This is a genomic window from Micromonospora sp. C97, from assembly GCF_018070385.1.
GTDB classification, from domain to species: Bacteria; Actinomycetota; Actinomycetes; order Mycobacteriales; family Micromonosporaceae; genus Micromonospora; species Micromonospora parva.
Genome location: NZ_JAGPXU010000050.1, coordinates 1 through 13,324 on the forward strand (window position 1 = coordinate 1; position 13,324 = coordinate 13,324).

The following is a 13,324-nucleotide window of genomic DNA, read 5'->3' on the forward strand; positions in this document are numbered from 1 at the left end:
GGTCGGTGGGGTGGGGTGGGTGGGTTTGGGGGTTAATTCCGGCAAAACCGGCCCGGCGGGCTGCGAACTGGCGTCTGATCGCTGCTAGGCGCCACCGCTGCCACTGGCGTCGGCCATGTCGATCGGGAGCGCAGGTGCTGGTACTGCTCATCCTCCATTTCGTGGCGGCCCTCGCCGCGCCCCTGCTCGTTCGCTGGTGGGGTCCGCGCGCGTGCTACCCGCTGGCGCTCGCGCCGGCCGCCGCGTTCTGCTGGGCGGTGGCCCGCACCCCGGCCGTGAGCGGCGGCGGGGCGGTGGTCGAGACGTACCCGTGGATCCGGCAGTTGGGCCTCGACATCGCGTTCCGGCTCACCACGCTGTCCTGGCTGATGACGCTGCTGATCGGCGGCGTCGGCGCGCTGGTGCTGGTCTACAGCGCCCGCTACTTCAGCGCCGGATCCGTCGGTCTGGCGCAGTTCGCCGCGGTCCTGGTCGCCTTCGCGGGCGCGATGCTCGTCCTGGTCTTCGCCGACGACCTGCTGCTGCTCTACGTCGGCTGGGAGCTGACCACTGTCTTCTCGTACCTGCTGATCGGGCACAGCACCGAACGGCGGTCCAGCCGTTGGGCGGCGGCGCAGGCGTTGACGGTCACCACGCTGGGCGGGCTCGCCATGCTGGTCGGTTTCATCATGCTGGGCGAGCGCGCCGGCAGCTACCGCTGGTCGGAGATCATCGCCCAGCCGCTGCCCGGCGGCGGGTATCTGGTGGGTGCCGTGCTGCTGATCCTGGCCGGGGCGCTGTCCAAGTCGGCGGTGCTGCCGTTCAGCTCGTGGCTGCCGGTCGCGATGGCGGCACCCACGCCGGTCAGCGCGTACCTGCACGCCGCCGCCATGGTCAAGGCCGGCGTCTACCTGGTCGGGCTGCTCGCGCCGGTGCTCGCCACGGTCGGCCCGTGGCGGCCGGTGGTGCAGGTCGCCGGGGTGGCGACCATGCTGCTCGGCGGTTGGGCGGCGCTGCGCCAGACCGACCTCAAGCTGCTGCTGGCGTACGGGACGGTCAGCCAGCTCGGCCTTCTGGTCGCGGTGACCGGCTCGGGCACGCCGGACGCCGCGCTGGCCGGCACCGCGATGCTGCTGGCGCACGCCCTGTTCAAGGCGGCGCTCTTCCTGGTCGTCGGCATCATCGACCACAGTGCCGGCACCCGTGACCTGCGCGAGTTGTCCGGGCTGCGGCACTGGTCCCGGCCGCTGTTCGTGGTGGCCGTGCTGGCCGCGGCGTCGATGGCCGGGGTGCCGCCGCTGGTCGGCTTCGTGGCGAAGGAGGCGGTGTTCGCCGCGTTCACCGACCAACCGGTGCTCCTCACCGGCCTGGTCGCCGGGACGGTGCTCACCGTCGCGTACAGCGCCCGTTTTCTCTGGGGCGCGTTCGCCGACCGGCCGGGCGTGACGCCGGTCCCGCCGGGGTCGATCGCCGCGTCGCTGCTGGTACCGCCAGCGGTGCTGGCCGGGATCGGTCTGCTCGCCGGCCCGGCCGCGAGCGTCCTGGAGGACGTGCTGCGGCCGTACGCCGATCTGCTCGGCGGGGTCGACGCGCACCTGGCGCTCTGGGCCGGACCGACCCCGGCGCTCGGCCTGTCCGTGTTGGCGCTCGTCGGCGGTGGCCTGCTCTTCGCCGTGCGCGGGCCGCTCGCCCCGGTGCTGGCGCGGCTGCGCGCACCGGTGGGGGGCAACCAGGGGTACGAGTGGGTGGTGGGCCGCTTCGACCGGCTGGCCATCGATGTCACAGGCGCGACCCAGCGCGGCTCCCTGCCGCAGTACCTGGGCGTCATCCTGGTCACCCTGGTGCTGGTGCCCGGCGCGGCGATGCTCTCCGCCAGTCCCTGGCGGGCGCGGATTCCGCTCTGGGACAGCCTGCTGCAACCGGTGGTCGTGCTGGTGATCGCGGTGGCGGCGGTGTTGGCGGTCGGCGCCCGTCGCCGGCTGACCGCGATGTTGCTGGTGGGCATGACCGGCTACGGCACGGCGATGCTGTTCGTGCTGCACGGAGCACCCGACCTGGCGCTCACCCAGTTTCTGGTGGAGACCTCGACGATAGCGGTCTTCGTGCTGGTGCTGCGTCGCCTGCCGGAGCGGTTCTCGGCCCGCCCGATACGGCGTACCCACCTGATCCGTCGGGTGATCGGGGTGGCGGTGGGCGTGGTGGCCGCCGGGCTGGCCCTCGTCGCCGTCGGCGCCCGCCAGGCACCGACCATCTCCGCGGCCTTCCCGGATCTGGCGGTCGCCCAGGGGTACGGCCGCAACGTGGTCAACGTGACCCTGGTCGACATCCGGGCCTGGGACACGATGGGTGAGCTGGCGGTGCTGGTGGTGGCCGCGACCGGGGTGGCCAGCCTGATCTTCGAGCGCTCCCGCACCGGGCCTCGGCCGCGCCGGCCCGAGGCGGACCAGCGGGCGGGTGTGCGGGGCCGGCCGGTGTGGCTGCGCGGTGGTCCCACCCTCTACGAGGAGCGTCGCTCGATCGTGTTGGAGGTGGTCATCCGGCTGATCTTCCACACCGTGGTGCTGTTCTCCCTGTTCCTGCTCTTCTCCGGGCACAACGCTCCGGGCGGCGGGTTCGCCGGAGGGCTGGTGGCGGGTCTCGCCCTGGTGGTCCGCTATCTGGCCGGCGGTCGGTACGAGCTGACCGAGGCGGTGCCGATCGGTGCCGGCCCGATTCTCGGCGCCGGGCTGGCCACGGCGGTGGGCAGCGGCCTGGTGGCGCTGCTGGCCGGCGGGTCGGTGCTGGAGAGCGCGAAGGTCGACCAGCGGCTGCCACTGATCGGCGACACCCACCTGGTGACGTCGCTCTTCTTCGACATCGGCGTGTACCTGGTCGTGATCGGGTTGGTGCTGGACATCCTGCGCAGCCTCGGCGCCGAGGTGGACCGGCACATCGAGGCCACCGGAACGGCCGCCGGCGGTCTGGCCGTCGACAAGGGCGACCGGACATGAGCGCGCGGAGCGAGGTGGCGCCGTGAGCGCGAGGAGTGAGCCGGTGTTGCGAGCCCCGCAGTCGCGAACAGAGGCCACGCCGTGACGGAGAGCGGGGCGGGGCCGACGCTGGTGCTGGTGCTGGCCGTCGCGGTGCTGGTCGGGTGCGGGGTGATCCTGCTGTTGGAGCGCAGCCTGACCCGGGTCCTGCTGGGGATCATCATGCTCGGCAACGGGGTGAACGTGTTGATCCTGTTGGGTGGGCGCCCGGGTGGGGCGCCGATCGTCGGCAGCGGGCCGGTGGAGCGGATGAGTGACCCGTTGCCGCAGGCCATGGTGTTGACCGCCATCGTGATCACCTTCGGGTTCACCGCGTTCCTGCTCGCCGTGGCGTACCGCAGCTGGTATCTCTCCGGCGACGACGAGGTCCCCGACGACCTGGAGGACCGGCAGATCATCAGGCGGGCCGGGCGGAACGAGGCGAGCGCTGCCGACCTCGGTGGGGAGGGCCCGAACGGTGACCCGGAGCAGGTCGATCCCGAACCGGCCCGCCGACGGCTGCGACGTGGGGACGACGGGCAGTGAGCGCGCTGCTGCCGCTGCCGGTGGTGGTGCCGCTGCTCGGTGCGGCGCTGAGCCTGCTGCTGGCCGGGAAGCCCCGACTTCAGCGCACGATCAGCGTGTTGTGTCTGAGCGGCACGCTCCTGGTGGCGGTGCTGTTGCTGGTGCAGGCGTACCGGCACGGGCCGGTGGTGGTGGCGGTGGGGGCGTGGCCGCCGCCGGTCGGCATCGTCCTGGTGGCCGATCAACTCGCCGCGCTGATGCTTGTGGTGTCCTCGGCGGTGACCCTGTGCGTGTTGTTGTACTCGGTCGGCCAGGGTCGCAGCGAGACGAGCGAGAGTTCGCCGGTGTCGATCTTCCACCCGACGTACCTGGTGCTCACCGCGGGCGTCACCAACGCGTTCCTGGCCGGTGACCTGTTCAACCTCTTCGTCGGGTTCGAGATCCTGCTGGCCGCCAGCTTCGTGCTGATCACCCTGGGCGGCACCGAGGCTCGGATCCGGACCGGGTCGACGTACGTGGTGGTCAGCATCCTCTCCTCGATGATCTTCCTGACGTCGGTGGGTCTGGTGTACGCGGCCACCGGCACGCTCAACCTCGCCCAGCTCGCCGAGCGCCTGGACGACCTGCCCGGCGGTGTGCGGCTGGCCCTGGAGCTGATGCTGTTGCTGGCGTTCGCGATCAAGGCGGCGGTCTTCCCGCTGTCGGCCTGGTTGCCGGACAGTTACCCCACCGCGCCGGCCCCGGTCACGGCCGTCTTCGCCGGTCTGCTCACCAAGGTGGGCGTCTACGCGATCATCCGCACCGAGACGTTGCTGTTTCCCGGTGGACGCGCCGACAAGCTGCTCATGGTCGTCGCCGGGTTGACCATGGTGGTCGGCATCCTCGGTGCGGTGGCCCAGTCGGATCTGAAGCGACTCTTCTCGTTCACCCTGGTCAGCCACATCGGCTACATGATCTTCGGGGTGGCGTTGAGCACCGCCGCCGGGCTCTCCGGCGCGATCTTCTACGTGGTGCACCACATCACCATCCAGACCACGCTGTTCCTCGTCGCCGGGCTGGTGGAGGAGCGTGCCGGCAGCACCGACCTGCGCCGCATCGGCGGGCTGGCCCGGGCGGCGCCGCTGCTCGGTGTGCTCTTCTTCGTCCCGGCCATGAACCTCGCCGGAGTGCCACCGTTCTCCGGCTTCCTCGGCAAGCTCGGCCTGCTCCAGGCCGGGGTGGCCGCCGGCGGGCCGCTGCCCGGGGTGCTGGTCGCGGCCGGCACGCTGACCAGCCTGCTCACCCTGTACGTGGCGTCCCGGGTGTGGAACATCGCCTTCTGGCGGGCGCCCCGCACGGCCACCAGTGAGCCAGTGGCCCAGCTGCCGAGGCTGATGGTGGGCGCCACGGTGGCCCTGGTCGCGCTGGGGCTGGCGTTGACCGTGCTGGCCGGTCCGCTCTTCGACGTCACCGCTGACGCCGCCGGGGACCTGCTCCTGCGTACCCCGTACGTCAGTGCCGTGTTGCCGGGCGGCGTGCCGTGACCGGCCCAACCGAGCCGGCTCCCGACGCGCCCAGGCCTCGCGTGGTGGGGCGCGGTCGGGTCGGGCGCTGGCGCGACCAGGCGGTGGCGCTCGGCTGGCTCGTGCTGGTCTGGAGCCTGCTCTGGGGCAACCTCACCTGGGCCAACCTGGTCGGTGGCCTGCTGGTGGGCGGGGCCGTGCTGGTGTTCTTCCCGCTGCCGGCGGTCAGCTTCGGTGGCCGGTTGCGACCATGGGCGCTGCTGGTGTTCGTGGCCCGGTTCGTTGTCGAACTGGTCAGCGCGAGCCTGCACATCGCCCGGATCGCGGTGCAGCCCGGCTACCGGCCACGAGGGGCGATCGTCGCGGTCCGGTTGCGGGTGCCCACCGACCTGAACCTGGCCCTCACCGCCGAGGTGGTCTCGCTGGTGCCGGGCACGCTGATCCTCGAGGTGGACCGGAACTCCGGAACGCTCTACCTGCACGTCCTGGACACCCACGGCCCGGCGGACCTGGACGTGGCCCGGGACCGCACGCTCGTCGTGGAGCGGCGAATCGTCCGCGCGGTCGGCTCCAGCGCCGAACTGCACCACCTCGACGTCACCTCATCCGAGAAGGGAACCCGCCCGTGACCACGTTCCTGGCCGCCGTCCTCACCCCACTGCTGTCGGTCACCGCGTTCCTCGCGCTGGTCCGCCTCTACCGCGGCCCGTCGCTGGTGGACCGGGTGATCGCCGCGGACATGCTGCTCGCCACGATGGTCGCCGCGGTCGGCGCCGAGGCGGCGGTGAACCGGCACGCCACCACCCTGCCCGTGCTGGTGGTGCTCTCCCTGCTCGGCTTCGTGGGATCGGTGTCGCTGGTCCGCTTCGCCGTCCGGGAGCAGCAGTGATCGCCACTGTCGCGGACTGGCTCGGCGCCGCCTGTCTGGTGGCCGGCGCGCTGCTCAGCCTGGCCGCCGGGATCGGTGTGCTGCGCTTTCCGGACGCGCTGTCCCGGATGCACGCGGCCACCAAACCACAGGTGCTCGGGGTGCTCCTGTTGCTGCTGGGCATCGCGTTGCGGCTGCGGTCCCCGGCGGATCTGGGCATGATCCTGCTGGTGGCGGTCTTCCAGTTGTCGACCGCGCCGGTCGCGGCGCAGATGATCGCGCGGGCCGCGTACCGGGCGGGGCGGCTCGACCGGGGTCTGCTCGACGCCGATGAGCTGGCCGAACGCGGAGCGGACGGTGGGTCGGCGGGGCCGGCGTGACGGCCGGCGGCGTCCGCTCAACCGGACGATCCGCTCCTTCGGCCCACCCCCAGCGGAGTCACAGCCAGCGCCGATAAAATGCAGGGATGATCGACTCTTCTGCCCAGGAGGGCAGCAGTAGCCAGCCGGGTCGTGCCCGGCATATCCCCGTACCGACGACCCCGGGAGCCCTGAGCGACCCGTGTTGATCGTCGTTGGTCTCCTACTGATCATCATTCTCACTGCCGCCACCGGCTACTTCGTGGCGCAGGAGTTCGGCTACGTCGCCGTGGACCGGGGCAAGCTGCGCCAGCTCGCCGATGACGGCGATCAGTCCGCCGCCCGGGCCCTGACCGTCACCAGCCGGCTCTCCTTCATGCTCTCCGGCGCCCAACTCGGCATCACCGTCACCGCGCTGCTGGTCGGCTACGTCGCCGAACCGTACCTGGGTGGTGGTCTCGCCGACCTGCTCGGCGTGGCGGGCGTCAGCGAGGCGGTCAGCCTGCCGCTCTCGGTGGCGTTGGCCCTGGTCATCGCCACCATCGTGCAGATGGTCCTCGGCGAGCTGGCCCCGAAGAACCTGGCCATCGCGCGGGCCGAGCAACTGGCCCGGGCGCTGAGCCGCTCCACCCTGATCTACCTGGCCGTCGCCGGGCCGCTGATCCACCTCTTCGACCGGGCATCGGTACGCCTGCTGCGCCGGATCGGCATCGAGCCGATCGAGGAGCTGCCCAGCGGCGCCACCCCGGCGGACCTGGAACAGATCATCGCCGAGTCCCGCGAGGAGGGCAGCCTCGACGCCGAGATGTCCACGCTGCTCGACCGAGGTCTGGACTTCCGCGAACTGACCGCCGGCGAGGCCATGGTGCCCCGCGTGGACGTGCACACCGTCCGGGCGCACGAACCGGTGAGCCGGGTGGTCGAGCTGCTGGACACCGGTCACTCCCGGTTCCCGGTACGCGGTGCGGAGGGCGTCGACGACCTGCTCGGCATCGTCGGCATCGCCGATGTGCTCGGTGTACCCCCGGGGGAGCGGGCCACCACCCCGGTGAGCGCGGTGGCCGGGCCGCCGCTGCTCGTACCGGAGACGTTGCCCCTGCCCACGGTGCTCGACCGCCTACGGTCCGGGCACCGGCAGATGGCCTGCGTGGTCGACGAGTACGGCGGTTTCGCCGGTGTCATCACGCTGGAGGACATCGCCGAGGAACTGGTCGGCCCGATCCGCGACGAGGACGACCCACCGGAGCGGGCACCGGCCCGCCAGGACGACGGGTCCTGGGTGGTGCCGGCCCGTTGGCGGATCGACGAGGTCGCCGACAGCACCGGCATCGCCCTGCCCGAGGCCCCGGAGTACGACACCCTGTCCGGGTTGGTGATGCGGGAGCTGGGCCGGGTGCCGGAGGTCGGTGACCGGCTGGAGATCAGCCTGCAACCCGAGGGGGCGGACGGTGAGGAGAACGAGGCGGAGCCCCGGGCACTGGTCGAGGTGCTGGCGGTGGACCGGCACGTGGCCGACTCGGTGCGGTTGCAGCTCACCAAACCCGAGGTGACCGCATGAGCGCGAGGAGTGAGCTTGCGAGCCCCGCAGTCGCGAATGAAGGACAGCGCCGATGAGCCCCGGAATCGCCCTGTTCAGCTCGGTGATCCTGCTGGCGCTGAACGGGTTCTTCGTGGCCGCCGAGTTCGCCCTGGTGGCCAGCAAGCGCTACCGCCTGGAGCAGGCGGCGGCGAACGGTGGTCGGGCGGCCCGAGCCGCGCTCGACGGGGTCCGCGAGCTGTCCCTGATGCTGGCTGGGGCGCAGTTGGGCATCACCCTGTGCACCCTGGGGCTGGGCGCGCTGGCCGAGCCGGCGATCGAGCACCTGATCAGCCCGCTGCTGCACGCGGTGGGGCTGCCCGACGCGGCAAGTCACGTGGTCGCCCTGGTCTTCGCCCTCGGGTTGGTGACCTTCCTGCACCTGGTGGTGGGGGAGATGGCCCCGAAGTCGTGGGCGATCACCGACGCCGAGCGGTCGGCGACGCTGCTCGCGTTGCCGTTCCGCGCCTTCGCCCGGGTCTCCCGGCCGGTGCTCTCCGCGCTGAACGCCCTGGCCAACGCGATCCTGCGGCTGTTCGGCGTCAACCAGCAGGACCAGCTCGCCCAGGTGCACGGCCCGGACGAGCTGCGGATCCTGCTGGAGCAGTCCCGTGAGCACGGGCTGCTCGGCGCCGAGCAGCACCAACTGCTGACCAGCATGCTGGAGTTGCAGGGCACCTCGGTGGCGCAGGTGATGGAACCGTTCGCCACCATGGTCACCGTCCGCCGGGACGACCCGGCCGGGCGGATCGAACAGGTCAGCCGGGACAGCGGCCGATCCCGGCTCGCGGTGCTCGACGAGGCGGGCGACGTGTGCGGCCTCGTGCACGTCCGGGAGGCGGTACGGGTGGTCACCACCGGCCGGGCCGCCACCGCCGGGGAGCTGATGACGCCGGCGTTCACCCTGCCCGCGACGTCCACGGTCACCGAGGCCGTGGCGGCGATGCGGGCCCGGCAGTCGCAGCTCGCGCTGGTGCGCAACGGCGGCGGACCGGCCCGGCCGATCGGCTTCGTCGCCTTGGAGGACCTCCTGGAGGAGGTCATCGGGGAGTTCGACGACGAGACCGACACGGTGCCGCGCGGGCGCCGGATGCGGTGAAACCGGATGGGTGGTCACGTTCCGTCGAAGTCGGGTGACCGCGTGTCGGATCCGCGAAAGTCGGGGTGACCGCGCACCGGGTCCGCGACAGTTGAGGTGACCTCGCGAGGGGCGAGGTCACCTCAGCCTGGCGTGGAGGGTGCGGTGCGCTTGACGGGAGTGTCACCGGAGTCCGGTGGGACCGGGCTCTCCGTGCAGACCACTCTCCCCAATCCGAGCACCCGGCCGGGCCTGCGCCTGCCCGGCCGGGTGACTCTCGCCGCCGGTCCGGACGACGTGCTCGTCCGCCACATCCGGCTCGGCCTGGTCACCACCGTCGAACCGGACGACCCGGCGGCGCCGCGGCGGCTCATGCAGTTCCACCAGGTGCCCATCGCCGGCCGGTTCGTCGTACCGGCCGGGCGGCGGCGGGCTGTCGACTTCGCGTTCCCGCTGCCCTGGGAGACGCCGGTGACCATCTTCGGCGGGGTGCCGCTGCTGAGCCTGCGGATGGGCCTGCGGACCGAGGTGTCGCTCGACCCCGACCGCGACCAGGGGGCCATGGTGCCGGTCTTCGTGCACCCGATCCCCACCCAGCAGCACGTGCTGGCGGCGTTGGACACGCTCGGCTTCATGATCCGCCAGGCCGGGTTGCAGCAGGGCGGGTTGCCGGGGGTGGAGCACACCCTGCCGTTGCACCAGCGCTGGGGCTACTGGGTGGGGCCGCTCTACGCCGGCCCGATCACCGAACTGGAGCTGATCTTCGTGACCAACTCTGCCGGGCTTGAGGTGATCCTCTGGATGGATCGCCGGCTGGCCCTGGCCGGAATCACCCACCAGAGCATCAGCCGGTTCCGGATCTGGCACGAGGGCGCCGACCGGCGGGACTGGGTCGCCACCGTGGACGGCTGGCTCCGCCAGGCGATCAACAGGCACGCCGCCGCTGCCGCGCACGCGGACTGGTCCGCCCAGATCGCGGGGTCAGCCCACGTCAGCCGCCATCCCGACGAGCCGGTCCGACCCGGCTACGGCCTCGGCGGCACCGCCGGCGGCGCCGGAGTGGGCGGCGGCGGCTCCGGCGGCGACGGCACCTGACCGTCAGCCCTCCCGCGATCTTGCAGTTTCTGCGGCGACAAATATCCCTGAAGCGGGCATGTCGACGACCGAAAGCGCAAGATCGCGGGCGGGAGCGTGGGAGGGCGGGTCAGCCGGCGGTGGCGGTGGCCAGCTTGAGGCTGAAGGCCAGGAAGAGAGCGGCCACGGCGGTGGTGCCGCCGGCCGCCAGGCGGCGACGTTGGCGGAACTGGGCGGCCAGGAAGGTGCCCGCGAAGATCAACGCGGTCAGGTAGAGCGCGCTGGTCGCCGTGGCGATCAGGCCGAGGAGCAGGAACGACAGCGCCGGCCAGGCGTAGCCGGGGTCGACGAACTGGATGAAGAACGAGATGAAGAACAGGATCGCCTTCGGGTTCAGCAGGCTGATCACCAGCGCCTTGCGGAACGGGCTGCGCATCGCCGCCGGCTCCGCGGCGTCGATGAGCCGCGGCGTGCTCGGATCGTTGCGGTCGCGCCAGCGCCGCGCGGCGCCGAGCAGCATGGTCACCCCGACATAACCGAGGTACGCGGCACCGGCGTACTTGATCACCATGAACAGCGGTGGGTACGCCTTGAGTAGCGACGCCACCCCGGCGGCGGAGAGGAACATCAGCACCCCGTCGCCGACGAACACGCCACCGGCGGCCCGGTAGCCGACCGCGACGCCCCGTTTGGCGGCGGTGGAGAGCACGAAGAGTGAGTTCGGACCGGGCAGCAGGATGATGGCCACGGTGCCCAGCACGTACGTCCAGATGTCGGTGATCCCCAGCACGCCCGCCATCATCACGCCACCGGTGCCGTCCGCAGAAGTCTTTCTCGCAGCCTGACCTGTGCGTTCGGCCACTCGTCGACGGTCATCGCGTACTGCACGGTGTCCCGCCAGGAGCCGTCCGGTCGTTGGCGGTGCATCCGCAGCACCCCTTCCCGGGTCGCGCCGAGCCGTTCGATGGCCGCCTGGGAGCGAACGTTGCGGATGTCGGTGTGCCACGCGACCCGTACCGCGCCCAGGTCGTCGAAGGCGCGGCCGAGCAGGAGCAGCTTCGCCTCGGTGTTGATGCCGGTACGCCACCACTGCCGGCCGAGGAAGGTGTGCCCGATCGCCACCGCCCGCCGCTGCGGGTCGATGTCGTAGTAGGAGGTGCTGCCCACCACCGCCCCGGTCGCCGCGCACCGCTGCACCCAGGCCACCCGCTCGCCCCGGTGCTGGGCGGCCAGGGCGGCGCCGATCACCTCCGCGGTCTCGGCGGGGGCGGTGGGTGGCGCGACGGTGAGGTGCCGCCACACCTCGTCGTCGGCGGTGGCGGCGTGCAGGTCGTCGGTGTGCGCCAACTCCAGCGGTTCCAGCAGGACGTGTTCGCCGCGCAGCGGGACCGGCTCGTGCCACGGTGTGCGGGCCGTCCGCAGGTACGCCGGCAGCGGCGCGGTGACCCCGGCGTCCGGCTCCGGTGCCCCGGCGGTCAGTCGCAGCGGCAGCACGCCGGCCCAGTGCGGCAGGTGCAGGTCGTCCTCGTCCTCGCGGACCCCGCCGGTGCGGGCCCGGACGGACACCTCCCGCAGCGGCAGCGCCAGGACGGCGGTCTCGGCCAGCTCGCGACGGCTGGGCGGACGGGTGGCCGCGCTGCGTCCCGCGCCGACCTTCTCCACCAGCGCGGTGAGCATGGCGAGCTTCTCCCGCTCGTCGGTGACGAGTCGGGCGGTGCCGTGCGCGACGACCGAGCGGTAGTTGGCGCTGTGGTGGAACTGGGAGCGGGCGTAGACCAGCCCGTCGAGCAGCGTCACCGCGACGCAGACGGGCAGCCCGTCGTCGCCGCGGGCGGCGAGCAGTGGCCGACTGCCGGTGGAGCCGTGCAGGTAGAGCGTGTCGCCGATGCGGACGTGCAGGGTGGGCAGCACCCGGGGTTGGCCGTCGACGGTGAAGCTGAGCGCGCAGTCGTAGGCCTCGTCGAGCACGGCGTGGGCGGCGGCAGTGTCGTAGCTCATCTTGTCGCGGGAACGGTGGGGTGTGGTCCGGGCGGTGGGTGGATACATGCGCGCGCCCCTTTGTTCTAGTACAATCTCCTATTTGTGTCAGCACACTATCAGCCCACCGGTACGACAGCCGTCGAGATTTCGGCCAGCATCGAGTCGGGCATCCGTGCCGGTGCCCTGCCACCGGGGGCGGCCCTGCCGCCGGTGCGGGCGCTCGCCGCGCAGTTGGGGGTCAGCCCCGCCACCGTCGCCCGCGCCTACCAGGAGCTACGCCAGCGCGGGCTGCTCGCCACCGCCGGTCGGCACGGCACCCGGGTACGCCCCCGCCCGCCGGTGGCCGCCCGTCGCTCCGCGCTGCGCCCCCCACCGTTGCCCGGCGCCCGGGACCTGTCCCGGGGTGAACCCGACCTGCGACTGCTTCCCCCGCTGGGCCCGCACCTGGCGGCGCTCGCCACCGACGGCGGCCCGCCGGTCGGCTACTCCGATGCCGGGGTGCTGCCCGAACTGGCCGAGGCGGCCCGGGCCAGGCTGCGCGCCGACGGCGTACCGGCCGGGGAGTTGACTCTCACCGGCGGGGCGTTGGACGGCATCGAGCGGCTGCTCGGCGCGCACCTGCGCCCCGGCGACGCGGTGGCGGTCGAGGACCCGGGGTGGGCCAACCTGCTCGACCTGGTCGCCGCGCTCGGGTTGCGCCCGATCGGCGTACCGCTGGATGACGAGGGGCCGCTGGTCGCCGGGGTGGCCGCGGCGCTCGCCGCCGGAGCGCGGGCGCTGATCGTCACCAGCCGGGCGCAGAATCCCACCGGCGCCGCCGTGTCGGCGGCCCGCGCCGAGGCGCTGCGGGCACTGCTCGCCGGCCGGTCGGACCTGCTGCTGATCGAGGACGATCACGCTGCCGAACTGGCCCGCGTACCCCTGCATCCGCTCGCCGGTGCGACAGCGAGTTGGGCCTTCCTCCGTTCGGTGAGCAAGCCCTTCGGCCCGGACCTGCGGATGGCGGTGCTTGTCGGTGACGAGACGACGGTGGCCAGGGTGAGCGGCCGTACCCGGGTCGGCGCCGGCTGGGTCTCCACAGTGCTGCAACGTCTGGTGCTCGCCCTGTGGCGGGACCCGGCGGTCACCGAGTTGGTGCGGCGGGCGGCGCAGAGCTACGAGCAGCGGCGCGAAGGGCTGCTCGCGGCGCTGGCCGCGCACGGCCTGACCGCGCACGGCCGCAGCGGCATCAACGTCTGGCTGCCGGTCGCGGACGAGACCAGCGCGGTGACCGCGCTCCGCGACGCCGGGTGGGCGGTGGCTCCGGGCGCTCTCTACCGGATCGCCGCCCCGCCCGCCCTGCGCATCACCGTCAGCCCCCTGGACCCCACCGACC

Annotated in this window: 12 protein-coding genes; 10 read left to right on the forward strand and 2 right to left on the reverse strand. The window is 72.5% G+C overall.

The window, feature by feature from the left end; translation table 11 throughout:
* Positions 1–134 precede the first annotated feature (134 nt).
* The 9 genes from KBX26_RS31675 to KBX26_RS31715 all read left to right on the forward strand — a co-directional run bounded on the left by KBX26_RS31675 (position 135) and on the right by KBX26_RS31715 (position 9,990).
* On the forward strand, positions 135–2,969 hold the full coding sequence (locus KBX26_RS31675) for a Na+/H+ antiporter subunit A (protein WP_210867091.1): 2,835 nt from the start codon (positions 135–137) through the stop codon (positions 2,967–2,969).
* 81 nt (positions 2,970–3,050) lie between these two features.
* Positions 3,051–3,533: a Na(+)/H(+) antiporter subunit C gene (locus KBX26_RS31680; RefSeq protein WP_030336802.1), complete on the forward strand. Its 483-nt coding sequence runs from the start codon at positions 3,051–3,053 to the stop codon at positions 3,531–3,533.
* Positions 3,530–5,035, forward strand: a complete 1,506-nt coding sequence (locus KBX26_RS31685; protein WP_210867092.1) for a Na+/H+ antiporter subunit D — start codon at positions 3,530–3,532, stop codon at positions 5,033–5,035. The genes KBX26_RS31680 and KBX26_RS31685 overlap by 4 nt, the downstream gene beginning before the upstream one ends.
* A gap of 44 nt (positions 5,036–5,079) precedes the next feature.
* Positions 5,080–5,643 (forward strand): Na+/H+ antiporter subunit E, encoded by a 564-nt coding sequence (locus KBX26_RS31690; protein ID WP_307857955.1) that lies wholly within the window; start codon positions 5,080–5,082, stop codon positions 5,641–5,643.
* The gene (locus KBX26_RS31695; RefSeq protein WP_030336796.1) at positions 5,640–5,903 is read left to right on the forward strand and encodes a monovalent cation/H+ antiporter complex subunit F; all 264 of its coding nucleotides are present in this window, start codon (positions 5,640–5,642) and stop codon (positions 5,901–5,903) included. The genes KBX26_RS31690 and KBX26_RS31695 overlap by 4 nt, the downstream gene beginning before the upstream one ends.
* Positions 5,903–6,262 (forward strand): monovalent cation/H(+) antiporter subunit G, encoded by a 360-nt coding sequence (mnhG, locus tag KBX26_RS31700; RefSeq protein WP_030336795.1) that lies wholly within the window; start codon positions 5,903–5,905, stop codon positions 6,260–6,262. The genes KBX26_RS31695 and mnhG overlap by 1 nt, the downstream gene beginning before the upstream one ends.
* 181 nt (positions 6,263–6,443) lie before the next feature.
* Positions 6,444–7,799 carry a hemolysin family protein gene (locus KBX26_RS31705; RefSeq protein WP_030336793.1) on the forward strand — a complete coding sequence of 452 codons (1,356 nt, stop codon included), beginning with the start codon at positions 6,444–6,446 and terminating at the stop codon, positions 7,797–7,799.
* Between the two features lie 52 nt (positions 7,800–7,851).
* Positions 7,852–8,916, forward strand: a complete 1,065-nt coding sequence (locus tag KBX26_RS31710) for a hemolysin family protein (protein ID WP_030336791.1) — start codon at positions 7,852–7,854, stop codon at positions 8,914–8,916.
* A 144-nt stretch (positions 8,917–9,060) separates the two neighbouring features.
* A complete protein-coding gene (locus KBX26_RS31715; RefSeq protein WP_210859024.1) occupies positions 9,061–9,990 on the forward strand; it encodes a sporulation protein in 930 nt (309 codons plus the stop codon).
* A gap of 109 nt (positions 9,991–10,099) precedes the next feature.
* Here the strand turns inward: KBX26_RS31715 and leuE are convergent, their stop codons facing one another.
* On the reverse strand, positions 10,100–10,771 hold the full coding sequence (gene leuE / locus KBX26_RS31720; RefSeq protein WP_030336788.1) for a leucine efflux protein LeuE: 672 nt from the start codon (positions 10,769–10,771) through the stop codon (positions 10,100–10,102).
* Positions 10,771–12,015: a bifunctional pyridoxamine 5'-phosphate oxidase family protein/GNAT family N-acetyltransferase gene (locus tag KBX26_RS31725; RefSeq protein WP_210867094.1), complete on the reverse strand. Its 1,245-nt coding sequence runs from the start codon at positions 12,013–12,015 to the stop codon at positions 10,771–10,773. Before KBX26_RS31725 ends, leuE begins: the two co-directional genes overlap by 1 nt.
* 36 nt (positions 12,016–12,051) lie before the next feature.
* On the opposite strand from KBX26_RS31725, the gene KBX26_RS31730 reads away from it, so the two are divergent.
* On the forward strand, positions 12,052–13,324 hold a 1,273-nt coding region (locus KBX26_RS31730), incomplete at its 3' end, for an aminotransferase class I/II-fold pyridoxal phosphate-dependent enzyme (protein ID WP_210867095.1).